This is a genomic window from Pseudomonas sp. MS01C9 (assembly GCF_058202755.1).
Genome location: NZ_CM177073.1, coordinates 2,537,611 through 2,562,833, shown reverse-complemented (window position 1 = coordinate 2,562,833; position 25,223 = coordinate 2,537,611). Strand labels below are relative to the sequence as shown.

At 60.2% G+C, this 25,223-nt stretch carries 24 protein-coding genes; 19 read left to right on the top strand and 5 right to left on the bottom strand.

Going from position 1 to position 25,223, the window contains the following annotated elements; all coding sequences use genetic code 11:
• Positions 1-13: 13 nt before the first annotated feature.
• A complete protein-coding gene (locus AC1M7R_RS11800) occupies positions 14-559 on the bottom strand; it encodes a gamma carbonic anhydrase family protein (protein WP_072459682.1) in 546 nt (181 codons plus the stop codon).
• A gap of 62 nt (positions 560-621) precedes the next feature.
• On the opposite strand from AC1M7R_RS11800, the gene prlC reads away from it, so the two are divergent.
• The 3 genes from prlC to AC1M7R_RS11785 all read left to right on the top strand — a co-directional run bounded on the left by prlC (position 622) and on the right by AC1M7R_RS11785 (position 5,109).
• Positions 622-2,700, top strand: coding sequence for an oligopeptidase A (gene prlC / locus AC1M7R_RS11795; protein WP_490610421.1), 2,079 nt, complete (start codon positions 622-624; stop codon positions 2,698-2,700).
• Positions 2,697-2,975, top strand: coding sequence for a YheV family putative zinc ribbon protein (locus tag AC1M7R_RS11790; RefSeq protein WP_024778466.1), 279 nt, complete (start codon positions 2,697-2,699; stop codon positions 2,973-2,975). The genes prlC and AC1M7R_RS11790 overlap by 4 nt, the downstream gene beginning before the upstream one ends.
• A 112-nt stretch (positions 2,976-3,087) precedes the next feature.
• Positions 3,088-5,109 (top strand): M3 family metallopeptidase, encoded by a 2,022-nt coding sequence (locus AC1M7R_RS11785; RefSeq protein ID WP_490610420.1) that lies wholly within the window; start codon positions 3,088-3,090, stop codon positions 5,107-5,109.
• Here AC1M7R_RS11785 and AC1M7R_RS11780 read toward each other — a convergent pair.
• Positions 5,090-5,764, bottom strand: coding sequence for a phosphatase domain-containing protein (locus AC1M7R_RS11780; protein WP_103894785.1), 675 nt, complete (start codon positions 5,762-5,764; stop codon positions 5,090-5,092). The two genes, AC1M7R_RS11785 and AC1M7R_RS11780, sit on opposite strands and share 20 nt — an antisense overlap.
• A gap of 194 nt (positions 5,765-5,958) precedes the next feature.
• On the opposite strand from AC1M7R_RS11780, the gene AC1M7R_RS11775 reads away from it, so the two are divergent.
• The 3 genes from AC1M7R_RS11775 to AC1M7R_RS11765 all read left to right on the top strand — a co-directional run bounded on the left by AC1M7R_RS11775 (position 5,959) and on the right by AC1M7R_RS11765 (position 9,583).
• The gene (locus tag AC1M7R_RS11775) at positions 5,959-7,017 is read left to right on the top strand and encodes a PA0069 family radical SAM protein (RefSeq protein WP_072398059.1); all 1,059 of its coding nucleotides are present in this window, start codon (positions 5,959-5,961) and stop codon (positions 7,015-7,017) included.
• Positions 7,018-7,229: 212 nt separating this feature from the next.
• The gene (locus tag AC1M7R_RS11770; RefSeq protein WP_072398060.1) at positions 7,230-7,961 is read left to right on the top strand and encodes a carbonic anhydrase; all 732 of its coding nucleotides are present in this window, start codon (positions 7,230-7,232) and stop codon (positions 7,959-7,961) included.
• 92 nt (positions 7,962-8,053) lie between these two features.
• Positions 8,054-9,583 (top strand): SulP family inorganic anion transporter, encoded by a 1,530-nt coding sequence (locus tag AC1M7R_RS11765; protein ID WP_072398061.1) that lies wholly within the window; start codon positions 8,054-8,056, stop codon positions 9,581-9,583.
• A 126-nt stretch (positions 9,584-9,709) separates the two neighbouring features.
• Here the strand turns inward: AC1M7R_RS11765 and AC1M7R_RS11760 are convergent, their stop codons facing one another.
• On the bottom strand, positions 9,710-10,360 hold the full coding sequence (locus AC1M7R_RS11760; RefSeq protein WP_076405819.1) for a hypothetical protein: 651 nt from the start codon (positions 10,358-10,360) through the stop codon (positions 9,710-9,712).
• Positions 10,361-10,733: 373 nt separating this feature from the next.
• Here AC1M7R_RS11760 and coxB point away from each other — a divergent pair, with 373 nt between their 5' ends.
• From coxB to AC1M7R_RS11740, 4 genes are all read left to right on the top strand, one after another.
• Positions 10,734-11,861: a cytochrome c oxidase subunit II gene (gene coxB / locus AC1M7R_RS11755; RefSeq protein ID WP_072398070.1), complete on the top strand. Its 1,128-nt coding sequence runs from the start codon at positions 10,734-10,736 to the stop codon at positions 11,859-11,861.
• A gap of 82 nt (positions 11,862-11,943) precedes the next feature.
• Positions 11,944-13,536, top strand: a complete 1,593-nt coding sequence (gene ctaD / locus AC1M7R_RS11750; RefSeq protein WP_072398072.1) for a cytochrome c oxidase subunit I — start codon at positions 11,944-11,946, stop codon at positions 13,534-13,536.
• A gap of 122 nt (positions 13,537-13,658) precedes the next feature.
• Positions 13,659-14,210 (top strand): cytochrome c oxidase assembly protein, encoded by a 552-nt coding sequence (locus tag AC1M7R_RS11745; RefSeq protein WP_072398074.1) that lies wholly within the window; start codon positions 13,659-13,661, stop codon positions 14,208-14,210.
• 24 nt (positions 14,211-14,234) lie between these two features.
• A complete protein-coding gene (locus AC1M7R_RS11740) occupies positions 14,235-15,122 on the top strand; it encodes a cytochrome c oxidase subunit 3 (protein ID WP_053149528.1) in 888 nt (295 codons plus the stop codon).
• Between the two features lie 8 nt (positions 15,123-15,130).
• On the opposite strand, the gene AC1M7R_RS11735 is transcribed toward AC1M7R_RS11740, so the two are convergent.
• Positions 15,131-15,334: a twin transmembrane helix small protein gene (locus tag AC1M7R_RS11735; RefSeq protein ID WP_053149525.1), complete on the bottom strand. Its 204-nt coding sequence runs from the start codon at positions 15,332-15,334 to the stop codon at positions 15,131-15,133.
• 70 nt (positions 15,335-15,404) lie between these two features.
• Between AC1M7R_RS11735 and AC1M7R_RS11730 the strand changes: the two genes are divergently transcribed.
• From AC1M7R_RS11730 to AC1M7R_RS11695, 8 genes are all read left to right on the top strand, one after another.
• Positions 15,405-16,142, top strand: coding sequence for an SURF1 family protein (locus AC1M7R_RS11730; RefSeq protein WP_072398078.1), 738 nt, complete (start codon positions 15,405-15,407; stop codon positions 16,140-16,142).
• The gene (locus AC1M7R_RS11725) at positions 16,108-16,701 is read left to right on the top strand and encodes a PA_0111/PP_0108 family redox-active disulfide protein (RefSeq protein ID WP_490610419.1); all 594 of its coding nucleotides are present in this window, start codon (positions 16,108-16,110) and stop codon (positions 16,699-16,701) included. The genes AC1M7R_RS11730 and AC1M7R_RS11725 overlap by 35 nt, the downstream gene beginning before the upstream one ends.
• Positions 16,702-16,711: 10 nt before the next feature.
• Entirely contained in the window at positions 16,712-17,791 is a 1,080-nt protein-coding gene (locus AC1M7R_RS11720) for a COX15/CtaA family protein (RefSeq protein ID WP_072398090.1), read from the top strand.
• Entirely contained in the window at positions 17,779-18,678 is a 900-nt protein-coding gene (gene cyoE, locus AC1M7R_RS11715; RefSeq protein ID WP_072398092.1) for a heme o synthase, read from the top strand. Before AC1M7R_RS11720 ends, cyoE begins: the two co-directional genes overlap by 13 nt.
• Complete coding sequence (locus AC1M7R_RS11710; protein WP_490610418.1) at positions 18,675-19,310, top strand: SCO family protein; 636 nt, start codon at positions 18,675-18,677, stop codon at positions 19,308-19,310. Before cyoE ends, AC1M7R_RS11710 begins: the two co-directional genes overlap by 4 nt.
• A gap of 661 nt (positions 19,311-19,971) precedes the next feature.
• Positions 19,972-20,334 (top strand): DUF6124 family protein, encoded by a 363-nt coding sequence (locus tag AC1M7R_RS11705; RefSeq protein ID WP_440776635.1) that lies wholly within the window; start codon positions 19,972-19,974, stop codon positions 20,332-20,334.
• Positions 20,335-21,042: 708 nt separating this feature from the next.
• Positions 21,043-22,680, top strand: coding sequence for a restriction endonuclease (locus AC1M7R_RS11700; protein ID WP_440776634.1), 1,638 nt, complete (start codon positions 21,043-21,045; stop codon positions 22,678-22,680).
• A 249-nt stretch (positions 22,681-22,929) separates the two neighbouring features.
• Positions 22,930-23,550, top strand: a complete 621-nt coding sequence (locus AC1M7R_RS11695; RefSeq protein ID WP_490610417.1) for a hypothetical protein — start codon at positions 22,930-22,932, stop codon at positions 23,548-23,550.
• Positions 23,551-23,868: 318 nt separating this feature from the next.
• Here the strand turns inward: AC1M7R_RS11695 and AC1M7R_RS11690 are convergent, their stop codons facing one another.
• Positions 23,869-24,708: an SDR family oxidoreductase gene (locus AC1M7R_RS11690; RefSeq protein WP_490610416.1), complete on the bottom strand. Its 840-nt coding sequence runs from the start codon at positions 24,706-24,708 to the stop codon at positions 23,869-23,871.
• An 86-nt stretch (positions 24,709-24,794) separates the two neighbouring features.
• Here AC1M7R_RS11690 and AC1M7R_RS11685 point away from each other — a divergent pair, with 86 nt between their 5' ends.
• Positions 24,795-25,205, top strand: a complete 411-nt coding sequence (locus AC1M7R_RS11685; protein ID WP_490610415.1) for a winged helix-turn-helix transcriptional regulator — start codon at positions 24,795-24,797, stop codon at positions 25,203-25,205.
• Positions 25,206-25,223: the final 18 nt, after the last annotated feature.

Below are 25,223 nucleotides of genomic sequence, written 5' to 3'. Positions count from 1 at the left end.
AGGTTCGAACGACTCAGGCCTGGTCGTAGCCTTCGGCCAGGTGCAGATCCTTGAGTTTTACGTAGTTGGCTGCGCTGTAGGTGAAAAAGGCGCGTTCCTTGTCCGTGAGTGGCCGGGCCTGCTTGACCGGGCTGCCCACGTACAGAAAGCCGCTTTCCAGGCGTTTGCCCGGCGGTACGAGGCTGCCGGCGCCGATAATCACGTCGTCTTCGACAACCGCACCGTCCATGACGATGCTGCCCATGCCGATCAGCACCCGGCTACCCACCAAGCAACCATGGAGCATGACTTTGTGGGCGATGGTTACATCATCGCCCACCAGCAAGGGGAAGCCATCGGGGTTGAAGGGGCCGGCATGGGTGATGTGCAGCACGCAGCCGTCCTGGACGCTGGTTCGGGCACCGATACGGATGCGGTGCATGTCGCCGCGAATGACCGTCAGCGGCCAGACGGAGCTGTCTTCGCCGATTTCGACGTCGCCGATCACCACCGCGGTGCTGTCGACAAAAGCGCCACGGGCGAGCCGCGGGGTGTGATTCTGGTACGTGCGGAGGGTCACGATAGGCTCTCTCTTCTGTATTGATAGCTGCGGTGAGGGGCGATTGTAATTAAGATGGGGCCATGTTTCTTCCAGCCAAGGTGCCCACCGTGAGCGTGAACAACCCTCTTTTGCAGCCCTACGACCTGCCGCCATTCTCGGCGATCCGTGCCGAACATGTGCAACCGGCCATCGAACGGATCCTGGCTGACAATCGTGCCGCCATCGCTGAAATTCTCAAGACCCAGGGCAACCAGCCTACCTGGGCCGGCCTGGTACTGGCCATGGACGAGCTCAACGATCGCCTGGGCGCGGCCTGGAGCCCGGTGAGCCATTTGAATGCCGTTCGCAACAGCCCGGAACTGCGCGAGGCCTATGAGGCCTGCCTGCCGGCATTGAGTGCCTACTCCACGGAACTGGGTCAGAACCGCGAATTGTTCCAGGCCTACGAGGCGCTGGCCAACAGCCCCGAAGCCGCCAGCTTCGACGTGGCACAGAAAACCATCCTGGAACATTCCATGCGTGACTTCCGCCTGTCGGGCATCGACCTGCCGCCCGAACAGCAGAAGCGCTACGCCGAAGTACAAAGCAAACTGTCCGAACTGGGCAGCCGTTTCTCCAACCAACTGCTGGATGCCACCCAGGCCTGGACCAAGCACATTACCGAGGAAGCCGCCCTCGCCGGCCTGACCGACTCGGCCAAGGCGCAAATGGCCGCCGCAGCCCAGGCCAAGGAACTGGACGGCTGGCTGATCACACTGGAATTCCCCAGCTATTACGCGGTGATGACCTACGCCGAAGACCGCGCCTTGCGCGAAGAGGTCTACGCCGCGTACTGCACCCGGGCGTCCGATCAGGGCCCCAACGCCGGCCAGCACGACAACGGCCCGGTGATGGAGCAGATCCTCGACCTGCGCCAGGAACTGGCCCAACTGCTGGGCTTCGCCAATTTCGCGGAGTTGAGCCTGGCGACCAAGATGGCCGAGTCCAGCGATCAGGTCCTGGGCTTTCTGCGCGACCTGGCCAAGCGCAGCAAGCCGTTTGCCGCGCAGGACCTGGAACAGCTCAAGGCCTATGCCGCCGAGCAGGGCTGCCCCGACCTGCAAAGCTGGGACAGCGGTTTCTATGGTGAAAAACTGCGCCAGCAACGCTACAGCGTGGCCCAGGAAGCCCTGCGAGCCTACTTCCCGATCGACAAGGTACTGAGCGGCCTGTTCGCCATCGTGCAACGCCTCTATGGCATCGAGATTGCCGAACTGAAGGGCTTCGACAGCTGGCATCCGGACGTGCGCCTGTTCGAAATCAAGGAAAACGGCCAGCACGTCGGCCGCTTCTTCTTCGATCTCTATGCCCGCGCCAACAAGCGCGGCGGCGCCTGGATGGACGGCGCCCGGGACCGTCGCCGCACGATCGATGGCGTGCTGCAGAGCCCGGTCGCCAACCTGGTGTGCAATTTCACCCCGGCCGACAGCGGCAAGCCGGCACTGCTGACCCATGATGAAGTCACCACGCTGTTCCATGAGTTCGGCCATGGCCTGCACCACCTGCTGACCCGCGTCGAACACGCCGGTGTGTCCGGCATCAACGGCGTGGCCTGGGACGCGGTGGAGCTGCCGAGCCAGTTCATGGAAAACTGGTGCTGGGAGCCAGAAGGCCTGGCACTGATTTCCGGCCACTACGAAACCGGCGAGCCGCTGCCTCAGGACCTGCTGGAAAAAATGCTCGCGGCGAAGAACTTCCAGTCGGGCCTGATGATGGTCCGTCAGTTGGAGTTCTCGCTGTTCGACTTCGAACTGCACGCCACCCATGGCGATGGCCGCAACGTCCTGCAGGTGCTCGAAGGTGTGCGCGACGAGGTGTCGGTGATGCGTCCGCCGGCCTACAACCGCTTCCCCAACAGCTTCGCCCATATTTTCGCCGGCGGTTACGCGGCGGGTTACTACAGCTACAAATGGGCGGAAGTCCTGTCGGCCGACGCGTTCTCCAAGTTCGAAGAGGACGGCGTGCTCAACCCCGACACGGGCCGCGCCTTCCGTGAGGCGATTCTGGCCCGCGGCGGTTCCCGGGAACCGATGGTGCTGTTCGTCGACTTCCGTGGCCGCGAGCCATCGATTGACGCACTCTTGCGCCATAGCGGCCTGAGCGAGGACGCGGCAGCATGAGCGAGGGGCCTGTGATCACGAAGAAACGCTTTATCGCCGGGGCGGTCTGCCCGGCGTGCAGCGAGCCGGACAAGCTGATGATGTGGAACGAAGACGGTGTACCACATCGCGAATGCGTGGCTTGCGGTTATTCCGATACGCTCAACGAACAAGGCCTGTCGGTGCCCAAGGAACTGGGTACCCGGGTCAATACATCGGCGCTCAAGGTGCCCGATGCGAAGGTCCAGGCGGTGCAGTTCTTCCCCAATCCCAAGTTGAAGAAAAAGACCGACTGACACGTCATGTATCACCTGCGGGCCGTCCGGGTCGCAGGCGATACATATATACCGCCAACCCGCGCGCCTTCCTGCCCAGACTGTCCCTCCAGTCCAGACAGAAAGGTTTCCCATGCGCGACGATGACAATCCGCTGTTGCAGGCCCATGACCTGCCGCCCTTTGAGCAGATCCAGGCCAAACATTTCCTGCCGGCCCTGGAGCGGATCCTTGCGCAAAGTCGTGCCCAAGTGGCCGCGATCATCAAGACCCAAACGCCGTTTCCCACCTGGGATGACCTGGTGTTGGCCATGGACGAAATCCATGCGCGCCTGAAAACCTTCGACTACGTCCTCGATACCCTGGCCTCCACCCGAACGGAAGACGCCTGGACCCAGGCCTCACTGGACTGCCGGGAGCGGCTACACGACTTCCAGCAATCACTGGCGAGGAATCCCGATCTGTTGCGCCTCTATCGACAGTTGGCGGACAGCCAGATCGCCAGGCACTTCGAACCCGCGCGAAAGCGAGCCCTGGAAAAGATCCTGCAGCGTTTTCGCCAGCAAGGCCTGAACGGCTTGCCGGACGCTGTCCAGGCAGACTTGAATGCCTTGGAAAGGCGAATGCAGACGGCTCGGAATCTGTTTCTCGATCACTTGCACCAGGCCAACAAGGCCTGGAACACATCACTTGTCGATGAGGCTCAGTTGAGCGGCCTGCCACAGGGTTTCAGGCAGCGAATGGCGAACCAGGCACGGAAAGCCGGGCGCCCGGGTTGGTTGTTGACGCTCGATGATGAGTCGTTCGGCATCGTCACAACCTATGCCGACAGTCGCCTTCTGCGTGAACAGATCTACCTCGCCTACAGCACACGCGCATCGGATCGAGGGCCCCACGCCAGTCAGTTCGACAACGGCCCCGTCCTCTGGCAACTGCTGCAGGACCGCCGTCGCTATGCCAGCTTGCTGGGCTACACGGACTTTGCCCAGATGGCTATCGAGCCGGAACAAGCCGAATCCACGGCGCAGGTCATGGCCTTCCTGCACGAGCAGCTCCAACGGCACCAGGACGCGTTCAGAGGAGATACCCAACAGCTCGAGGCATTCGCCGCCCGGCAAGGTTTCAGCGAGCTCCACCCATGGGATTACCCCTACCTGGCGGAAAAACTCCGCGAGCATACGACGGGCCTTTCAAGGCAGGCCCTGAGCGCCTGGTTCCCGATGCAATCTACGTTTTCACAATTGCTGCTGATCGCCAAGGACCTGTTCGGCGTGGAGTTCATCGAGCGCCGGGATGTGCCGACCTGGCATTCGGACGTTCGCCTTTTCGAAGCCAGGGAATGGGGAGAAACCATCGGCCATCTCTATTTCGACCCTTTCGAAGAGCCCGGCCGGGACGGTTATCCCAACACCACCACACTGCGCAATCGCCGCATCACCGCGGAGGGACGCCCCCGGCACCCGATTGCGGTCCTGCATGGCTGGTTGCCGCGCCCTGCCGACGACAAGCCGGTGTTGCTCAACCATATGCAGCTGCGCATCCTGTGCCATGAGTTCGGCCATTGCCTGCACCACCTGCTGACACGGGCAGAATATCGCGACATTTCGGGCATCACGGAACTCTCTCGCGATACCTGCGAGTTCGCCGGCATGTTGTTCGAGCAGTGGTGCTTCACCCGCGAGGGCCTGGTCCGCTTGTCGAGCCATCACCCGTCCGGAAAACCGCTGCCCGAGGAAGTCGCCGACCGGATACTGGCCTTCGTCGACACCCAGGCCAGCTGGGAAACCGCCGCGCTCTTGCGTAATGCGTTGTTCGATATCGAGCTGCACCGAAGCCACGGCGACGGGCGGACCGTCCAGCAAGTGTTCGACCAGATCAGTGCACAGGTGGGGCATCTGCCCACCACTGGCCAAGAACGTTGGCCCAACGCCCTGGATTACATGGTGACCGGCTACGCAGCCCGGATCTATGCCTATATCTGGTCGAAGGAACTGGCCCTGAAAACGTTCCAGAGGTTCAAGCGCGACGGACTGTTCAACGGGACGACTGGCCGGGAGCTGCGTGAAACGGTCTTCGGCCTCGGCGATTCACGGCCGCTGTCAGAATCCGTCAGAGTATTTACCGGATCGGAGGCGATCATTGCCCCGGCAGCGTGAGATGCGGGGCCAGGGGTTGGGCCGTCGTGGTCGAGTTGACCCAGCTCTTGAGGGAGCAAAGGGCGAAGACGCTGGTACTGCAGTCACCGTTCGCCAACGCGGCGCGGAGCTTCTTGACGTCGGCGTGCATGACATAACGAATCCCGTCCTTGAAATGATGACTGTCACCAAAGCCACCTTCGGTCATTTCGTTCAAGGCATCCTCCTTGCTCCAGCCCTGCACCACCACCCGGTACATGGCAGCCACCAGCCCGGTGCGGTCGGAGCCGTGCTTGCAGTGCATCAGCACGGCCCCCTTGGCTTCACCCGCCTGAATGGCCCGCAAGGCGCTGAGTATGTCGCTGTCATCGACATGATTGGTGCGGTAAGGCAGTTGCACACGGTCTACACCGGGCGTGGATAACCAATCGGCATCCGAGTCGGGCAGGAACGTGATGACCGTGCCGACCCCGAGCTTCGTCAATAACGGCACCGCAGAGCCATCCGGCAAGGCGCTGCGGTAGAGGGTTGGCGACATCTGATACAGGTCGTAGCGCCTCGCCACCGATCGAGCCCATTCGGCAGGCCGCGTCTCAACGGAGTCAGCCGCCTGGGCAGCGGGCTCGGCCAAGGCGATAAGCAACGCCAGGCAGAACAATGAATGGAGCTTGAACATGTAGGGCGACCGGACCTGGAGGATTCGAGGCGTCCAGTTTCGGCCCCGGCCGGTTAAAAACCTGTCGGCCAGACGTCAAAGCCGTGTCAACGGATACCCGATCGGGTCTCGACTCGGCCGGGCTGCTCAATGGCACTGGTCTAAATGAATTCCAGCGAATACTGTATGTACATACAGCTTAGCGGAGTATCCCCATGTCAGCCTCTCTTCCACCCCGCGGTCGTGGCACCGCCGCCAACCCGCACAACCGCTTCGCGCCGAGTCGCTCGGTGGCCGAGGACGATGGCTGGTATCAGGAAGTACCGCCGACCCAAGGCACTGAAGTGCGCATCGAAATGGCGAAGACCATCATTACCCGCAACACCTCACCGGACATCGGTTTCGACCGCTCCATCAACCCCTACCGGGGTTGTGAGCACGGCTGCATCTACTGTTATGCACGGCCCAGCCATGCCTACTGGGACATGTCGCCCGGGCTCGACTTCGAGACAAAACTGATCGCCAAGACCAACGCCGCCGATGTGCTGGAAGAGCAATTGTCCAGGCGCGGTTATCAATGCGCGCCCATCGCCCTGGGCTCCAACACCGATCCTTACCAGCCGATCGAGCGCGAACAGCGCATCACCCGACAGATCCTCGAGGTGTTGCTGCGCTACCGTCACCCGGTGACGATCGTCACCAAGGGGTCGCTGATCCTGCGTGACCTGGACCTGCTGAGCGAGCTGGCCCGACAGCGCCTGGTCAGGGTCATGATCAGCCTGACCACCCTGGACGATGAGCTCAAGCGCATTCTCGAACCGCGCGCGGCGGCGCCCAAGGCTCGGCTGCGGGCAATCAGGGTCATGCGCGAGGCCGGTATCGCGGTGGGCGTGTTGTGTTCGCCGATGATTCCGATGATCAATGACAGCGAAATCGAAAGCCTGCTGGCCGAGGCCCATGCCGCCGGCGCGCAAAGCGCGTCCTATATCATGTTGCGCTTGCCGCTGGAGGTCGCACCGCTGTTCGAAGACTGGTTGCAGGCCCACTATCCGCAACGCGCCGCCCATGTCTTGAGCCTGGTGCGCCAGAGCCGCGGCGGCGAGCTCTACGACAGCCGGTTCGGGACGAGAATGCGCGGTGAAGGACCGTTCGCCGACCTGCTGGCCCAACGGTTCGCCAAGGCGCTCAAGCGCCTGGGCCTGGAGCGACGAGGGGGTTACGATCTCGATTGCGACGCCTTTTGTCCGCCGGGCCGACAGATGTCGTTGATTTGATTAAAGTTGACCTTGTGACATGGGCTGAGGATGATCGCACCTGCACTTTAGGTCATGCCTGTAATCCTTGTTCTAGAGCCATCGATTCAGTTTGAGTTAAGTTTCGGTCGCTACCTTGTCCATCGAGTGACTGACAGGTCGGGCAATTCGACCTGGACGTTTTTTAAACAGCCACTAGTGGCCACACAGGCCCCCGTCAAAGAGGATGAATCATGAGTGACAAGGATAAACAGCCGTTGGCTGCGTCGGCTTCAGCCCAACCCGAGGCGGAAACCGCCGATGCAGCGCTGCAGCATATTGTTGACGGCTTTTTGCATTTCCATCACGAGATCTTTCCGCAGCAGGAAGAGCTCTTCAAGAAACTCGCCACCGCCCAGAAACCCAGGGCGATGTTCATCACCTGCGCCGACTCGCGCATCGTGCCCGAGTTGATCACCCATAGTTCTCCAGGCGATCTGTTCGTGACCCGAAACGTCGGCAACGTCGTTCCACCTTACGGACAGATGAACGGCGGCGTCTCCACCGCCATCGAATACGCCGTGCTGGCCCTCGGGGTGCAGCACATCATCGTCTGTGGCCATTCCGATTGCGGCGCCATGCGCGCGGTACTCAACCCCGATACCCTGGAAAAGATGCCCACCGTCAAGGCCTGGCTGCGCCACGCCGAAGTGGCCAAGACCATGGTCCACGACAATTGCCCGTGCGGCGACGAAAAACAGACCATGCCCGTGCTCACCGAAGAGAATGTGATCGCGCAGCTGCAGCACCTGCGAACGCATCCTTCGGTGGCTTCTCGCATGGCCAGCGGCCAGTTGTTCATCCACGGCTGGGTGTACAACATCGAGACCAGCGAGATCAAAGCCTTCGATGCGGACAAGGGATGTTTCCTGCCGCTTGATGGCAGCCATCCGATTCCGGTGGCGACGCCCAAAGCGCGCTTCTAACCACTCCTAAACATCCTTGCATGGTTCAAGCCTTGCTGCTCTTCGAGCGGCCGGGCCTTGCCATGCCTGAAGAAAACTGCGGGAGAGTCGCCATGCGTGCTGCTCAATTGAAAGCTGTTCTGCCACGGGAGCTATTGGCTTCCGTGGTTGTGTTTCTGGTGGCGCTGCCGTTGTGCATGGGCATCGCCATTGCATCCGGCCTGCCGCCAGCCAAGGGGCTGATCACCGGTATCGTCGGTGGCCTGGTGGTGGGTTTCCTCGCCGGTTCCAAGCTGCAGGTCAGCGGGCCGGCTGCGGGCCTGGCGGTGTTGGTTTTCGAGCTGGTGCGCCAACACGGCGTAGGCATGCTCGGGCCGATCCTGCTGCTGGCCGGTTTTCTGCAATTGCTGGCCGGGCGCTTTCGCCTGGGGTGCTGGTTCCGCGTAACGGCGCCGGCGGTGGTGTACGGGATGCTGGCGGGTATCGGCGTGCTGATCGTGCTGTCCCAGGTCCATGTGATGCTCGATGCGGCACCCAAGCCGTCGGGCCTGGATAACCTGGCCGCGTTCCCTGGCGCGGTGGCCCAGGCGTTGCCGTCCTTCGGCTGGCAGGCCGGATTGCTCGGGCTCTCGACGATTGCAGTGATGTGGCTGTGGGAAAAACTGCGTCCCCACAGCCTGCGCTTCATTCCCGGTGCTTTGCTGGGTGTCGGCCTGGCGACCGTCGCCAGCCTGCTGCTGGCTTTGCAGGTCAAGCGTGTGGAAGTGCCGGCGAACATGGCCGAAGCCATTGATTGGCTGCGCCCCGCGGACCTGCTGAACCTGGCCGACCCCGCCGTACTGATCGCCGCATTCGCAGTGGCCTTCATCGCCAGCGCCGAAACCCTGCTGTCAGCAGCCGCCGTCGATCGCATGCACAGCGGTGAACGTGCCGACTTCGACCGGGAACTGTCGGCGCAAGGTATAGGCAACATGCTGTGCGGCCTGCTCGGTGCCCTGCCGATGACCGGCGTGATCGTGCGCAGCTCGGCCAACGTCCAGGCCGGCGCCACCACGCGGATGTCGACGATTTTCCACGGCCTGTGGTTGCTGCTGTTCGTGTTGTTGCTATCCAGCGTGCTGCAAAGCATTCCGGTGGCGAGCCTGGCGGGTGTGCTGGTGTACACCGGTTTCAAACTGGTGGACCTCAAGGCCTTTCGCGGCCTGGGCCGTTACGGCCGGATGCCGATGTTCGTTTACGCCGCGACGGCGTTGGCGATCATCTTCACCGACCTGCTGACCGGTGTGCTGATCGGTTTCGGCCTGACCCTGGCGAAACTGGCCTGGAAAGCCTCGCGCCTGAAAATCAGCCTGATCGACTTGCCCCAGGACGGTGAGATGGAACTGCGGTTGGTGGGTGCGGCGACCTTCCTCAAGGTGCCAGCCCTGACCCAGGTGCTGAACACCATTCCAGAAGGTGCGACAGTGCATGTGCCGCTCAACAACCTGAGCTACATCGACCACTCCTGCCTGGAACTGCTTGAAGAATGGAGCCGGGCCAATGCCAGCAAGGGTTCGAAGCTGCTGATCGAATCCCGCGGGCTCAAGCGCAGGCTGGAGGGGCGATTGCGCACGACCGTGGGGGTTGGCGCGGCTTCTGCCTGACACCCAGAAAATCCTGTGGGAGCGAGCTTGCTCGCGATAGCGACGTGTCAGCCAGCTGCGAGGTGGCTGGTCCAATGCCATCGCGAGCAGGTTCGTTCCCACAAAGATTTAAGTTGCCCTGTTGGATCAAGCCGCCGGCTGGTCCAACTCCAGCCCCACGCCCAGGCGCCGGGACATGCACGGCCAGCGCTTCCAGGCCGCGCCGGTTTCCGGGCTGCTGAGCTTCTCGCGGTAGCTCTCTACCGACTCCAGTGCAAACGTCTCGTCGTTGAGCATCTCATCGAACGTGTGATGCACCACTTCATCGAGTTGGTTGGCGAATTGCTCACCGATCAGCTGGTGAGCAATCAGATTGGCGACCGTCATGTCCAAGGGGATCAGTGGCTGGCCGAAATGCTTGATGTACAGGTCGTTGACCTCTTCGACAAACCGGTGCGCCAGGTAGGCTTCGTCCAGCAGGCTGTCGAGCCCGACGTGCCCGGCCATGATGGTCGGCGGCTGGAGGAAGTACTGTTCGGCGATCTTCAGTACCGGTTTGATCTGCGACTCGATACCCGCTTCCCTGGCGACATCGTTGGCGGCGTCCAGCAGGTCGGGGACTTCGTCGATATAGGCGGCGACAAAACGCGCCAGGACGTCGTTGGCGTTCGCGTCCGGCAATTGAATGGCACGGTGCAGGTTCGGCAGTTGCTCCGTCAATTGACGGGTCAACTGGCCGGTCTCGGCTTCATGTTGTTGGGCTTTTTGGATCTGCTCGCGCAATGCGGCGGTGTTCATGACAACTCCAGGAAAACAAAGGCAATGAAATAGGGAAGACATAACTTAGCTGGCGTAAAAACACTCCTAAGACCCATTTGTCATAAATACCCCTTGCTTGATGCATCAGCGCTATATCGATTTGCCATCACTCAGGTTCGCATCCTTCTCCATTCGCGGGCTCGGGCGCAAGTCCCGTCTGTTTCAAGCGATTTACGCCATCGCGTTGCGAGGTTGCAGTCGCTGTCTATACTCGGGTTGGAATGGAGTTAGCTGATGAACCCGATGTTAGGCAGCAAGGCAACGGCGCAATGAGTTCGTAGTCTGATGTAGCCGCTCCCTTGCCGAAGGCGTGACGCCTACGGGATAACAAGAACGATAAGGGGAACCCGCAATGATGCGACATCCACATGTATGGATGGGCCTCCTGTTGTGTTCGATTTTCAGCCAGGCACAAGCGGCCTGGACTGTGAATATGGCGCCTGGAGCGACACAGATCAGCAATGCAGTATTCGACCTGCACATGACCATCTTCTGGATCTGTGTAGTGATCGGCATCATCGTCTTCGGGGCCATGTTCTGGTCGATGATGATGCACCGCCGCTCGACGGGCCAGAATGCGGCCCACTTCCACGAAAACACCCGCGTCGAAATCCTCTGGACCATCGTGCCGTTCCTGATCCTGGTGGCCATGGCGGTTCCCGCCACCGCCACGCTGATCAAGATGTACGACTCCAGCGAATCGGAGATCGACATCCAGATCACCGGGTATCAGTGGAAATGGCACTACAAGTACCTGGGCCAGGACGTGGAGTTCTTCAGCAACCTGGCCACCCCCACCGAACAGATCCATAACCAGAGCGCCAAGGGCGAACACTACCTGCTGGAGGTCGACAAGCCGCTGGTGCTGCCGGTCGATGCCAAGGTGCGCTTTTTGGTGACCTCCGCCGACGTGATCCACTCCTGGTGGGTGCCGGCCTTCGCGGTCAAGCGCGATGCGATCCCCGGCTTCGTCAACGAAGCCTGGACCCGCGTCGACAAGCCCGGCCTGTACCGTGGCCAATGCGCCGAGCTGTGCGGCAAGGACCACGGCTTCATGCCCATCGTGGTGGAGGTCAAGAGCAAGCCCGACTATGAAAAATGGCTGGGCGAACGCAAGGCCGAAGCCGCGCAGCTCAAGGAGCTGACCAGCAAGGAATGGACCCTCGAAGAACTCAAGGAACGTGGCGACAAGGTCTACCACACCACCTGCGTGGCCTGTCACCAGGCTGAAGGCCAGGGATTGCCGCCGATGTTCCCGGCGCTCAAGGGGTCGAAGATCGCCACCGGGCCGATCAAGGATCACCTGAACATTGTCTTCCACGGCAAACCCGGCACCTCCATGGCCGCGTTCGGCAAACAGTTGTCGGAAGTCGATATCGCCGCGGTCGTGACCTATGAACGCAACGCCTGGGGCAACAACAAGGGCGACATGGTGACGCCCAAAGAAGTGCTGGAACTCAAACAGGCGCAAAGCCAATGAGCCGGCCTGACGTGTGTTCCCGCAACCGGGCGGGGCTCGTTGCCCCGCGCCGTCCAGCCCATTCGTTCGAAGGAGACAGGACATGAGTGCTGTGATCGATGACCACGGTCATGCCGGCGCCGACCACGCCCACGGCCCCGCCAAGGGCCTGATGCGCTGGGTACTGACCACCAACCACAAGGATATCGGCACGCTGTACCTGTGGTTCGCATTCTCCATGTTCCTGCTGGGCGGCTCGTTCGCCATGGTGATCCGCGCCGAGCTGTTCCAGCCCGGCCTGCAGATCGTGCAGCCGGAATTCTTCAACCAGATGACCACTATGCATGGCCTGGTGATGGTCTTCGGCGCGGTGATGCCGGCCTTCGTCGGCCTCGCCAACTGGATGATCCCGCTGATGATCGGCGCGCCGGACATGGCCCTGCCGCGCATGAATAACTTCAGCTTCTGGCTGCTGCCAGCGGCGTTCCTGATGCTGGTGTCGACCCTGTTCACCCCCGGGGGCGGGCCGAACTTCGGCTGGACCTTCTATGCGCCGCTGTCCACCACCTACGCACCGGAAAGCGTGACGTTCTTCATCTTCGCCATCCACCTGATGGGGATCAGCTCGATCATGGGCGCGATCAACGTGATCGCCACCATCCTCAACCTGCGCGCCCCCGGCATGACCCTGATGAAGATGCCATTGTTCGTCTGGACCTGGCTGATCACCGCGTTCCTGCTGATCGCGGTGATGCCGGTGCTGGCCGGCTGCGTGACCATGATGCTGATGGACATCCACTTCGGCACCAGCTTCTTCAGTGCCGCCGGCGGCGGTGATCCGGTGCTGTTCCAGCATGTGTTCTGGTTCTTCGGCCACCCCGAGGTGTACATCATGATCCTGCCGGCCTTCGGTGCCGTCAGCTCGATCATCCCGGCCTTCGCCCGCAAGCCGCTGTTCGGCTACACCTCGATGGTCTACGCCACGGCGGCCATTGCGTTCCTGTCGTTCATCGTCTGGGCGCACCACATGTTCGTGGTGGGCATTCCGCTGGTGGGCGAGCTGTTCTTCATGTACGCCACCCTGCTGATCGCCGTGCCCACCGGGGTGAAGGTGTTCAACTGGGCCAGCACCATGTGGCAAGGCTCGCTGACCTTCGAGACGCCGATGCTCTTTGCCGTGGCGTTCGTGATCCTGTTTTCCATCGGTGGTTTCTCCGGGCTGATGCTGGCCATCGCACCGGCGGACTTCCAGTACCAGGACACCTACTTCGTAGTCGCCCACTTCCACTACGTGCTGGTGCCCGGTGCGATCTTCGGCATCTTCGCCTCGGCCTACTACTGGCTGCCGAAATGGACCGGCCACATGTACGACGAAACCCTCGGCAAGCTGCATTTCTGGCTGTCCTTCGTGGGCATGAACCTGGCCTTCTTCCCGATGCACTTCGTGGGGCTGGCGGGCATGCCACGGCGGATTCCCGACTACAACCTGCAGTTCGCCGACTTCAACATGGTCTCGTCCATCGGCGCGTTCATGTTCGGCACCACGCAGATCTTCTTCCTGTTCATCGTGATCAAGACCATCCGTGGCGGCGAGCCGGCACCGGCCAAGCCGTGGGATGGCGCCGAAGGACTGGAATGGAGCGTACCGTCGCCGGCGCCGTATCACACCTTTACCACGCCGCCGGAAGTGAAATGAGATGACTCATGCAACCCCTGTGGGAGCGAGCTTGCTCGCGATAGCGGTCTTCCTGGCACACCGCGTCGCCTGCATCGCGAGCAAGCTCGAGTCCACAGGAATACGGATGAGGAACGAGGATCATGGCTGATTCGATTTCACTGAAAAAACTGGTCACCCGGCTGTTGCTGGTGGTGGTGGCCATGTTTGTCTTCGGATTCGCCCTGGTGCCGATCTACGACGTGATGTGCAAGGCGTTCGGCATCAACGGCAAGACCGGCGGACAGTACGAAGGCGAGCAGACCGTCGACGAGTCGCGGCAGGTGCGCGTGCAGTTCCTGTCGACCAACGCCGTGGACATGGTCTGGGACTTCTACCCCAGGGGCGATGAGCTGGTGGTCAAGCCCGGGGCGGTGAACGAAATGGTCTTCGTGGCCCACAACCCCACCGACCGGCCAATGAGTGCCCAGGCCGTGCCGAGCATTTCACCGAGCAACGCGGCGGCCTATTTCCACAAGACCGAATGCTTCTGTTTTACCCAGCAAGTGCTGCAACCCGGCGAGCGTATCGAAATGCCCATGCGCTTCATCGTCGACCGGGAAATGCCCAAGGAAGTGAAGCACCTGACGCTGTCCTACACGCTGTTCGACATCACTGCTCGTCATCCACCGGTGGCCGTAAACACTGACCGATAGCGTGCCCGATAAGGAGAACAATAAATGGCAACTCATGAGCACTATTACGTTCCGGCCCAGAGCAAGTGGCCGATCATCGCCACGGTCGGGATGTTCGTCACGGTGTATGGCCTGGCGACCTGGTTCAACGACCTGAAAGCCGCGCGCCCGGATTCCCACGGCCCGCTGATCTTTTTCGTCGGTGGCCTGTTGCTCGCCTACATGCTCTTCGGTTGGTTCGGCGCGGTCATCAAGGAAAGCCGCGCCGGCCTGTACAGCGCGCAGCTCGACCGCTCGTTCCGCTGGGGCATGAGCTGGTTCATCTTTTCCGAAGTGATGTTCTTCATCGCGTTCTTCGGCGCCCTGTTCTATGTGCGCATGGTGTCGGCGCCGGGCCTGGCCGGCGAAGGCAGCAAGGGCCTGTCGGAGATGCTCTGGCCGAACTTCGAATACGTCTGGCCGCTTTTGAACAACCCCGATCCGAAACTCTTCCCGCCGCCCAAGGACGTGATCAGCCCCTGGGGCCTGCCGCTGCTCAACACCGTGTTGCTGGTCAGCTCCAGCGTCACCGTGACCATCGCCCACCATGCCCTGAAGAAAGGCCATCGCGGCGCGTTGAAACTCTGGCTGGCGATCACCGTGCTACTGGGGTGCGCGTTCCTGGGCTTCCAGGCCGAGGAATACATCCACGCCTATAAAGAGCTGGGCCTGACCCTGGGTTCGGGGATCTACGGTGCGACATTCTTCATGCTCACCGGCTTTCACGGCGCCCACGTCACCATCGGCACGATCATCCTGTTCGTGATGCTGATGCGCATCATGCGCGGGCACTTCGACAACGAGCACCAGTTCGGCTTCGAGGCCGCGAGCTGGTACTGGCACTTCGTCGATGTGGTGTGGATCGGCCTGTTCATCTTCGTCTACGTGCTCTAAGACCACCGTCACCAAGGCGCGTGAGAGACCAACTGGCCGCTGAAGAAACCCCAGGCGATCAAGCCGACGGTGACAGCGGCCAGGCTGACCCGCACCGCCAGGGCGATGACCAGGCGATTGGAATCGCTTTCGTCCTTGACCAGAAAAAACAGGCCACTGAACAGGCTGGCAATCGTGGCAATCAGCATCAGGACGATGGCTGCTTTGAGCATCAGGAACACTCCGGGGGGACGCGATGCACGTGAGTATAGCTATCTCGTTCGACAGCTTTGGGGCGGCGCCATGAAAGGCTTCCGGCCAGGCATCGTGCCGTCGCTGGTGGTGGCCGTGCTGGTGCCGGTGATGGTGTGCCTGGGGTTCTGGCAACTGAGTCGGGGCGAACAGAAACGCGTGCTCATGGACACCTATGCCGAGCGCCGGGTGGCGCCGCCGATGGCCAGCGTCGAACTGCCGCAAACCCAGGATCCGGCCTTTCGCCGGGTCAGCCTGCACGGCCAGTTCGACGCCGCCCACAGCATCCTGCTGGACAACCGCCAGCACGACGGCAAGGTGGGCGTCGAGTTGCTGCAACCTTTTCTCGACCAGGCGAGCGGACAGTGGCTGCTGGTCAATCGTGGCTGGCTGCCCTGGCCCGACCGCCGCACCCCACCGGTCTTCAGCACCCCCGAACAACCGGTGAGCCTGCAGGCCTGGGTCTACGTCGCGCCGGGCGCCACCTTCCAGCTCCACGCCGACCCGGTGGATGCGCCGTGGCCGCGACTGGTCACCGCCATCGAACCGGACAAGCTCTGGGCCGAACTGGATCGCCACGGCTTCGCCTATGAACTACGGCAACAAAGCGGCCCCGGCGCCTACCGGACCGATTGGCCGGTGGTGGCCATGGGGCCGGAAAAACACCTCGGCTACGCCGTGCAGTGGTTCGCCATGGCGGCGGCGCTGTTCGGCCTGTTTCTTTATCTTGGATGGCATAACGCAGGGAGACACCATGGGAACCACCATGAATCCAACCAACACGTCTGAGGCCGCCACCGCGCGCAATCGGCGCAAAGGACGCGTGCAGTTGCTGTTGATCGTGCTGGGGGTGATCGGTCCGATGATCCTGGCCACCGGCATGTACAAATTCCAGTTCTGGGTACCGGAAAGCCGCAGCTACCACGGCGAGCTGATCGGCACCGGCCAGACCCGCGCCGAAATCGGCGTACAGGCCGACGAACAGCGCTGGCAGATCCTCGTCACCGCGCCGCAGGAATGTTCGGTGGACTGCCGGCAGCTGGTGTACCTGGCCCGGCAGGTGCAGATCGGCCTGGGCCGCGATGCCTCCCGTGCCAGCCACGCCCTGGCGGCCGCCCAACCGCTGGATGCCGAATACGACGCCCAGCTGCAGCGCGAATACCCGCAACTGCAACGCTACTCGCTGGACCTGCCGGCCTATCAGAAAGGCGCCCAGGGTTCCGGCGGTGCCCAGCTGTGGATCATCGATCCCCACAGCAACCTGGTGCTGCGCTATGACGCCCGGGTCAAGGGCAAGGACCTGCTCAACGACCTGCGACACCTGCTGAAACTGTCGAACATCGGATGAGGGCATCGACATGGCCAAACCAGGATTTCGCCTCGCGCTGTTTGCCACACTGCTGGCACTGATCGTCGTACTGCTGGGCGCCTACACCCGACTGACCCACGCCGGCCTCGGTTGCCCCGACTGGCCCGGTTGCTACGGCTTCATCAGCGTGCCCAAGAGCGAAGCCCAACTGGCCCATGCCGAACTGCACTTTCCCGACGCGCCGGTGGAAGCCCACAAGGGCTGGAACGAGATGGTCCATCGTTATTTCGCCGGCGCGCTGGGGTTGATGATCGCAGTGCTGGCCGCCCGCGCCTGGATGGACCGGCGTCGTCCCGGCCAGCCGTTGAAGCTGCCGCTGTTCCTGCTGGCGGTGGTGTTCGCCCAGGCGGCGTTCGGCATGTGGACCGTGACCCTGAAGCTCTGGCCCCAAGTGGTCACCGGACATCTGCTGGGTGGGTTCGCCACCTTGAGCCTGCTGTTCCTGCTCACCTTGAGATTGTCCGGCGTACTGCCGGCGCTGACCGTGCCCAAGCGCCTGCAACACTGGGCCACCGCCGGGCTGCTGCTGGTGATCGGCCAGATCGCCCTCGGCGGCTGGGTCAGCTCCAACTACGCCGCCGTGGCCTGCATCGATTTCCCCACCTGCCACGGCCAATGGCTGCCACCGGCCGACTTCGCCAACGGCTTTCACCTGACCCAGCACATCGGCCCGAACTACCTGGGCGGGCAACTCGATAGCGACGCCCGCACCGCCATCCACCTGACCCACCGCATCGGCGCGTTGCTGGTGACGCTGGTGCTGCTGGGCCTGGCCTGGCAGTTGAAGAGCGTCGGCATGACCCGGCTGGCCGGCCTGGTGCTGGCGGCCCTGGCGGCGCAGATCACCCTGGGCATCAGCAACGTGCTGTTCCACCTGCCGCTGCCGGTGGCCGTGGCCCACAACGCCGGGGGCGCCGCACTGCTGCTGACCCTGGTGCTGGTCAATTATCACGCCCGCACCAGCCTGGTCCGGGTCAAGCATCAGGTCCCGCTGCGCTGGCGGTTCAACCCGCATAAACACGGCGTCGCCCCCATCACGATAAAAGGAGAGATGCCATGGCAACCTTGACCGGTGAACGCCACAGCCAGGCGATCTGGCGCGATTACCTGGAGCTGACCAAACCCAAGGTCGTGGTGCTGATGCTGATCACCTCCCTGGTGGGCATGTTCCTCGCCACCCGCGCCGGGGTGCCGTGGACGGTGCTGGTGTTCGGCAACCTGGGCATCGCCCTGTGTGCCGGCGGCGCGGCGGCGGTGAACCATGTGGTGGACCGGCGCATCGATGCGGTGATGGCCCGTACACACAAGCGACCACTGGCCGAAGGCCGGGTCTCGCCGGCCGCGGCCCTGACGTTCGCCCTCGCCCTGGCGGTGGCCGGACAGGCCTTGCTGCTGGCCTTCACCAACCCGCTCACGGCGTGGCTGACCCTGGCTTCGCTGCTGGGTTATGCGGTGGTCTATACCGGGTTCCTCAAACGCGCGACGCCCCAGAACATCGTCATCGGCGGCCTCGCCGGCGCGGCGCCACCGCTGCTGGGCTGGGTGGCGGCCACCGGGCATGTCAGCGCCGAGCCGCTGTTGCTGGTGCTGATCATCTTCGCCTGGACCCCACCGCACTTCTGGGCCCTGGCGATCCACCGCAAAGAGGAATACGCCAAGGCCGATATCCCGATGCTGCCGGTGACCCATGGCGAGCACTACACCAAGGTGCATATCCTGCTGTACACCCTGGTGCTGCTGGCGGTGAGCCTGATGCCCTTCGTGATCCAGATGAGCGGCCTGCTCTACCTGGTTTGCGCCCTGGTACTCGGCGCCCGGTTCCTGCAATGGGCCGTGGTGTTGTACCGTGGCAGTCGGCCGCACGCCGCGATCAACACCTTCAAGTACTCTATCTACTACTTGTTCCTGCTGTTCATCGCCCTGCTTGTCGATCACTACCTATTGTTGAGCCTATGACCCGAACCCAGAAAACCGTCTTCATCCTCGCGGCCGTGATCGCACTGATCCTGGGCCTGACCATCAATAAGGTGCTGTCCGGCAAAGGCCAGGGCGACCCGACGGGGTTGATCGACGCCGGCATCATCCTGCTGCCCCAGAGCCGCAACCTGCCGGACGTGAAAATGACCGACCAGGACGGCCAGCCCGTGGCGATGGACGAGCTCAAGGGCAAATGGAGCCTGCTGTTCTTCGGCTACACCTTCTGCCCGGACATCTGCCCGACCACCCTCGCCCAACTGCGCCAGATCAAGAGCGAGCTGCCGCCCGAGGCGGTGGACAAGTTGCAGATCGTACTGGTGAGCGTCGACCCGAACCGCGACACGCCCAAGCAGCTCAAGCAGTACCTGGGTTACTTCGACCCGCAGTTCAAAGGCCTGACCCCTTCATCCATCGAAGACCTGCAAAAACTCGCCAACGCTGTGAGCATTCCCTTCATCCCGGCGGACACCAGCAAGCCCAACTACACGGTGGATCACAGCGGCAACCTCGCCGTCATCGGCCCGGACGGCAGCCAACGCGGCTTCATCCGCGCGCCGCTGAACAACCAGAAACTGGTGGCGCAGTTGCCGGAGATGCTCAAGCGCAAATAGCACCCCCAGGCATGCCGCTCAACCAAGCCATGCCGATCCCTTGTGGTGAGGAAGTCCCTTGTGGCGAGAGACTCCCTTGTGGCGAGGGGCTTTATCCCCGCTGGGCTGCTCAGCAGCCCCCCAAAAAGCTGAATGCGATCTACATGGCACAACGCGATGGCTGGGTCAGGCCGAGAGGCCTTGTGCCCCCGCTCCCACACCGGATGGTGATGAACACACTATCTGCAACAGGCCCCCAACCCCTGTGGGAGCGAGCTTGCTCGCGATGAAATCGACACGGTTCCAGAGCAAAACAAGTCACCCGCATCCCCGACAAACCCTGCTCCTACAGACCCCACCTACACCCCACCACCAAGCCACGCCTCCTTGCGCCTTTGCCTACAACTACGCCAGAATCCGCCCGCTTGTGCGCCTTGTCCTGGGGTTCTATTGTTTTCCTGCCACTGCCCATCAGTGGTCGGGTTTAGTAGCCCGGTTAAGGATACGGTCGCATGAGTCTCATCAGTCGGGCATTGCCCGCACTCGATGGTGGCTGTGCGCATGGCGCCTTCGGGCGCGCCGGGTTTTCCGTTTTCCTACCGGTCTACTAACTTGCGCACAGCTGCCTCCCTTTCGTTTAGTAGCGAGACGGTAGCGGCCTACTAACAAAGGAAACGTGAAAATGTTCAAAGCAACTCCAAATCCTCCAGAAGCAGAGCCCGCCCCACAGTCCGCAAAATCCAAAGCCAAGAAGCAAGACGAAACCACCAAACGCGTGCTCGATCACTACTTGCTGCCGAAGCCAGATCAATCCAAAGACGAACCGAAACCGGGGCAGGTCTTCACCGTTGTGAACGGTCTCGATAACGAATGCATGCTCGCTAACCTCAGTGAAACGCTGGCTTCAGCCGATGCAATGGTTGCTGATCTGGCATTTGATTTGGATGGCTCGCGGCGCCATTTGGCGATGGGGATTCAGCAGTTGATTGAGCTGAGTTCGTTGTTGGCGAATCAGGTGTTGGATAACGTAGAGCCGCGACAATAGTATTTATCGCCCAACAAAAAACCCGACGTCTTGCGTCGGGTTTCTCGTTTTTCATCCCTGGAAGCGGACGAATAGGCTCTAAATATCCTCAAATTCTTGAACCTTGCCCGGTATGACGTCTAAGGCTCGGGGGTCGTCTTCGGCTTGATCTGGACCTTCGCCGGGCCCTTGAAATCCGGAACTACCGCCTCCGGTTTAACCGCAGCCTCCGCCTCGCCCGTAACATCCGGAGCTGTCGCCCCCGGCTTGAGCTTAGCCTCTGCCATACCTTTAAAACCCACATCGACCTTCTTGTCTTTTGAGCTCATGACCCTGCAGTGAATGAACCTCGAAAGTGACGGACTCGGCCCTATCTGACCACTGTAAGAACTGTCACTTTTATACTGTTTTCGAACTCACCTGTTCCGCGATCTTCCATAAAGCCATAACCCCTTAAGGTCAATGCGAGCCTGCTCGCGATGAAATCAACACAGTCCCGTGGCGAAGGAGCTTGCTCCCGCTCAACTGCGCAGCAGCGAACAGGTGACCTCCAAATAAAAGCTCGTTCAGCAGCAATCTTACCCCACCTGCCACACTGTCCTTTCTAGCAAGAGGCTGTAAGCGGACAGAAACTGTCACTTCAATTCGCACGCTGGCAGCTAAGTTCGAAGCGCTCGTGTCCACCGCCACTTCTTTTGATACCATCACGCCATCAGTAAGGAGGCAAGCATGGCCAATCGAAGTGGATTCGAAAAGGTGATCCGAGCAATTGCTCGGGAGACAGCCAAGCAGCAGCGGCTGAACGAGTCGGAACGTCGCGCTGCACTACGAGCCTCTGAACGTGCGGAACGTCAGCGGCTCAGAGCGCAGGCGATTCGTGAGCGTGACCAAGCACGATATGACCGCCAATCTGAGCGAGCCGCTAAACAGAACTACATAGAGTTTCGTGAGCAAGAAGTTCGTGACGGTAACGCAACCATTCGATCTTGGATAGATGGTTTACAATCCATCTTATCGTCAGCGCTGATGGTTGATGACACTGTAACATTCGACTCACTTCGTATCACAGACAATCCGCCGCCGTTCGCACCAGCAAAATCTTTAACAACCGTAATTGAAGGCCCAGCGCTGCAATTCTTTACCTCGAAAGTTGCTCCCTTGCCTTGGTATCTCTCACTGATACCAAAGTTTAAAGTAAGGCATGCCGATCGGATGAGAGCCGCTAAGGAAAGATTTAAATTAAGCGAGGAAGAGCATAAAGCCCAGGAAGCACAGCGTCTACAAATGCTGAAGAGCGCGCGGGAGACCTATGAGCGTGGTGTATCGGCGTTCCTTGAGAAAAAAGCGCTCCGGGACTCTGAAGTCGATGCCTTCCGCTACTCGTACTATGAAGGAGACTCCGAATCAATTGTTGCTTATTGCAGCATGGTCTTGGAGAAGTCCGATTATCCAGAAGGGTTCCCGCAAAATTTCTCATTGGCGTTCCTGCCTGAATCGAAACAGCTTGTAGTGGAATACGAGTTGCCCACCTCGGATATAATTCCTGAGGTAGCCGAGTATCGTTACATAAAATCGAAAGACGAGGTCTCCGCTAAACAGCGCAAGCCAGCTGAGATCAAATCTTTATATGCCGACCTTATCGCAAGTCTCGCACTCAGGTGCCTTCATGAGCTTTTCGAGGCAGACCAAGGAGAATTCATAGAGGTCTGCTGTTTCAACGGTTATGTGAACACCATTGATCCCGCAACTGGCCGGGGGGTACAACCTCATCTCGTGTCTGTGCGCACCACGCGTGAAACGTTTATGGAGATCGATCTAACGCGCGTGGATCGTGCTGTGTGTTTACGAAACCTCGGTGCACATGTCTCACGGTCCCCAAGCGAAGCGCAACCGGTTAGACCAATTATTGAATTCAACATGGTCGACAAGCGTTTTGTGGATCAGCAGGATCTGGCCTCAAATCTCAGTTCAGCAACAAATTTAATGGATCTCAACCCCTATGAGTTTGAAGCACTGGTGGCAAATCTATTCGGAAAAATGGGATTAGAGTCGAAACTAACCAGGTCATCGCGTGACGGAGGAGTCGATTGCATTGCTTACGATCCTCGTCCTGTATTAGGCGGCAAGGTAGTTATCCAAGCAAAGCGCTACAAGCACACAGTTGGCGTTTCAGCAGTCAGGGATCTTTATGGAACCATGATGAATGAGGGCGCCAATAAGGGAATTTTGGTCACAACAAGCGGCTATGGCCCCGACGCGTTTGAGTTCGCGAAGGACAAGCCCATCGAACTCATCGAGGGCGGCGGGCTGCTTTTCCTCCTCCAAGAGATTGGCATTGAAGCGCGAATTTTGATGCCCATGGAGTGACCTAGCCGAAACACCTGTATTTAAGAGAAAAGGATTTGGTCCTAGACTTCTGTGCGTCGCCGAGGGTGCAGTACCAAACGCATGCCTCCAATTAAAGGAGACAGGACGGAAATGGGACGGACGGAAATCGGAAATGGGGACAGATCTATTTTCTGAAAATAGATCTATCCCCATTTTTATTCGCTTTGTGCACTGGGACGGTCAAAAACATGCCCCTTAACCAAACTTTATATGCCATGGAGACACCGAATGGAGCCGCTATTCCTAACTGGCAACAGAACGTCACTGTATCCACAGACAGCAAGAAAAAGAGAGCTTCTCGACAATGCTATTTTTGAAAGAATCCAAAAGTGGCGAATGTTTCCTGCGCTATGGGAGCTAGAAACAGAAGATTTCTATGGAAAGAAAATATCGTACAGAGGTATAAAATATTCCGGCTCTCCTGAAATGGTATTCTGGGGTTATTTTCAGCCATTTTTTAACCATGAAATACCAAAGATACTTTCCGAGATAGAGAAAGAGTGTGCTAATAAAAACCTTCCCCCTGAAGAATTTTTAACGGAAGCCGCTGACCTTCTAAAAATTATGGTTAGCCGTTTATGGAAAGAAATAGCTATAACGCATCAAGTTCTAAAAGGGGACGGACTCCCTAAAGATGAAGATTTACGTGACATGTCTGACATGATCAGCGCAGCTAAAGAAAAAATTGACTCTGAGGTAGCAGCGCTACTCCTCAGAGGTACACCAGCACATCAAGAAAAACACTCAGCTCCAGATGACATACTAGAAATAAAACCTAACTTTATGGGCGTCGGCATTAATTTTAATGCGTTAGCTCGCTGGGCAAGACGTAAGTGGAGAGGAATATAACAAATTGGTTCAAGTCGCTCGCTTCGCTCAATCGGGACCGGTTAATGCCGGCCCCTTAACCAAACCTTAGATTTAATCATGGGTACGAAGAAAGGAATACGACAAGAATAAGGAGACGGATTTAATTTCGGCTTTCGGGCCGCAGCGGGCCTCTTTATGAGTGCTTCGCACTCAAGCGGGAGCAAGCTCCCTCGCCACGGGAGTTCGAGCTGCTGTCGGGGGCTCAGGCCGTTTGTGTCCGGGGGTCTCATCACCCGCTGCGTGCCGGTTTATCTCTACCGGCACGCAAGTCCATTTTCCTGCCCTTGGTTCGGCTACTTAACCCAAAGACTCCGCAACCGACGTAGTCCCCCGCCCAATCAACCGCCCCAACACCCCACTCTCATCAAACAACGCCCCTTTTGCCGCTGCCGCATCAGAATCCGCCAGCAACGCCGCCAACCCCGCCGGCAACCCGACACTGACCAACACCGCCTCAAACTCAGCCTGCGGCAAATTCTGATAAACCACCGGCTTACCGGTTTTCTGACTGATCAACGCAGCCAGCTCGGTCAGTGTGTAGCTGCTATCCCCCGCCAGTTCATAGACCTTGCCCGCCTGCCCTTCAGTGGTCAGCACCACCGCTGCGGCTTGGGCGTAGTCGGCACGGGGCGCGGAGCTGATGCGGCCCTCGCCGGCGCTGCCGAGCAGGACGCCATGTTCCACGGCGCTCGGTACGTTCGCCAGGTAGTTTTCGCTGTACCAGCCGTTGCGCAGCAATACGTAGGGTACGCCCGAGGCTTTCAAGGCGGCTTCGGTATCGCGGTGTTCAGCGGCCAAGCCCAGGGTGGAGGTGTCGGCGTGCAGGACGCTGGTGTAGGCCAGGAGCGAGACACCCGCGGCCTTGGCGGCATCGATCACGGCGCGGTGTTGGGCGGCGCGGTTGCCCAGTTCATTGGAGGAGATCAACAGCAGTTTATCGACGCCGTTGAGCGCGGCAGTCAATGTGGCCGGCTGGTTGTAGTCGGCGGTGCGGACCACCACGCCCCGTGCGGCCAGGTCCTGGACTTTGCCGGGGTCTCGGACCAGGGCGACGATTTGCTCGGCGGGCACGCGTTCAAGCAGGGACTGGATAACGAGACGGCCCAGTTGGCCGGAGGCTCCGGTGATGGCGATCATGACAAATACCTTGATGGGGAAAGGACGAAAAGCCATCCTAGGGACCAAGGTAACTTTTTGTAAGTACGTACATAAAGGTAAGTATCGTGGACACAGCCACCGAAAATTCCGAGTCGTTCAGCGCCGCTGTTCGACGCGGCGATGTACTGAGCGCCGACTGCCCTTCTCGGGAGGTCCTCAAGCACATGACCAGCCGCTGGGGCGTGCTGGTGCTGGTCATTTTGCTGGGCGGAATGCACCGCTTCAGCGAGCTGCGCCGCAAGATTGGCGGGGTCAGTGAGAAGATGCTGTCGCAGACGTTGCAGGAGCTTGAGGCGGATGGGTTGGTCAACCGCAAGTCGCTGCCGGTGGTGCCACCGCATGTGGAGTACCGCTTGACGCCGTTGGGGCGGGAGGCGGCGGAGCATCTTGAGGTGATGGTGAATTGGATCGAGGAGAAGATTCCGCAGATTATGGCGGTGCGGCGGGGTCGGTTGGAGGGTGGAGCGCGGGAGTGATTGGGCTGCTCGACGGGG

Excerpts from the sequence above, each read along its gene's own strand:
- AC1M7R_RS11725 (WP_490610419.1), top strand. The coding sequence starts at position 16,108 with ATGGGAACCACCATGAATCCAACCAACACGTCTGAGGCCGCCACCGCG.
- AC1M7R_RS11690 (WP_490610416.1), bottom strand. The coding sequence starts at position 24,708 with ATGATCGCCATCACCGGAGCCTCCGGCCAACTGGGCCGTCTCGTTATC.
- AC1M7R_RS11695 (WP_490610417.1), top strand. The coding sequence starts at position 22,930 with ATGGAGCCGCTATTCCTAACTGGCAACAGAACGTCACTGTATCCACAG.
- AC1M7R_RS11765 (WP_072398061.1), top strand. The coding sequence starts at position 8,054 with ATGCGTGCTGCTCAATTGAAAGCTGTTCTGCCACGGGAGCTATTGGCT.
- AC1M7R_RS11745 (WP_072398074.1), top strand. The coding sequence starts at position 13,659 with ATGGCTGATTCGATTTCACTGAAAAAACTGGTCACCCGGCTGTTGCTG.
- AC1M7R_RS11770 (WP_072398060.1), top strand. The coding sequence starts at position 7,230 with ATGAGTGACAAGGATAAACAGCCGTTGGCTGCGTCGGCTTCAGCCCAA.
- AC1M7R_RS11730 (WP_072398078.1), top strand. The coding sequence starts at position 15,405 with ATGAAAGGCTTCCGGCCAGGCATCGTGCCGTCGCTGGTGGTGGCCGTG.
- ctaD (WP_072398072.1), top strand. The coding sequence starts at position 11,944 with ATGAGTGCTGTGATCGATGACCACGGTCATGCCGGCGCCGACCACGCC.
- AC1M7R_RS11790 (WP_024778466.1), top strand. The coding sequence starts at position 2,697 with ATGAGCGAGGGGCCTGTGATCACGAAGAAACGCTTTATCGCCGGGGCG.
- AC1M7R_RS11735 (WP_053149525.1), bottom strand. The coding sequence starts at position 15,334 with ATGCTCAAAGCAGCCATCGTCCTGATGCTGATTGCCACGATTGCCAGC.
- AC1M7R_RS11700 (WP_440776634.1), top strand. The coding sequence starts at position 21,043 with ATGGCCAATCGAAGTGGATTCGAAAAGGTGATCCGAGCAATTGCTCGG.
- AC1M7R_RS11760 (WP_076405819.1), bottom strand. The coding sequence starts at position 10,360 with ATGAACACCGCCGCATTGCGCGAGCAGATCCAAAAAGCCCAACAACAT.
- coxB (WP_072398070.1), top strand. The coding sequence starts at position 10,734 with ATGATGCGACATCCACATGTATGGATGGGCCTCCTGTTGTGTTCGATT.
- AC1M7R_RS11740 (WP_053149528.1), top strand. The coding sequence starts at position 14,235 with ATGGCAACTCATGAGCACTATTACGTTCCGGCCCAGAGCAAGTGGCCG.
- AC1M7R_RS11710 (WP_490610418.1), top strand. The coding sequence starts at position 18,675 with ATGACCCGAACCCAGAAAACCGTCTTCATCCTCGCGGCCGTGATCGCA.
- AC1M7R_RS11780 (WP_103894785.1), bottom strand. The coding sequence starts at position 5,764 with ATGTTCAAGCTCCATTCATTGTTCTGCCTGGCGTTGCTTATCGCCTTG.
- AC1M7R_RS11720 (WP_072398090.1), top strand. The coding sequence starts at position 16,712 with ATGGCCAAACCAGGATTTCGCCTCGCGCTGTTTGCCACACTGCTGGCA.
- AC1M7R_RS11705 (WP_440776635.1), top strand. The coding sequence starts at position 19,972 with ATGTTCAAAGCAACTCCAAATCCTCCAGAAGCAGAGCCCGCCCCACAG.
- AC1M7R_RS11775 (WP_072398059.1), top strand. The coding sequence starts at position 5,959 with ATGTCAGCCTCTCTTCCACCCCGCGGTCGTGGCACCGCCGCCAACCCG.
- cyoE (WP_072398092.1), top strand. The coding sequence starts at position 17,779 with ATGGCAACCTTGACCGGTGAACGCCACAGCCAGGCGATCTGGCGCGAT.
- AC1M7R_RS11785 (WP_490610420.1), top strand. The coding sequence starts at position 3,088 with ATGCGCGACGATGACAATCCGCTGTTGCAGGCCCATGACCTGCCGCCC.
- prlC (WP_490610421.1), top strand. The coding sequence starts at position 622 with ATGTTTCTTCCAGCCAAGGTGCCCACCGTGAGCGTGAACAACCCTCTT.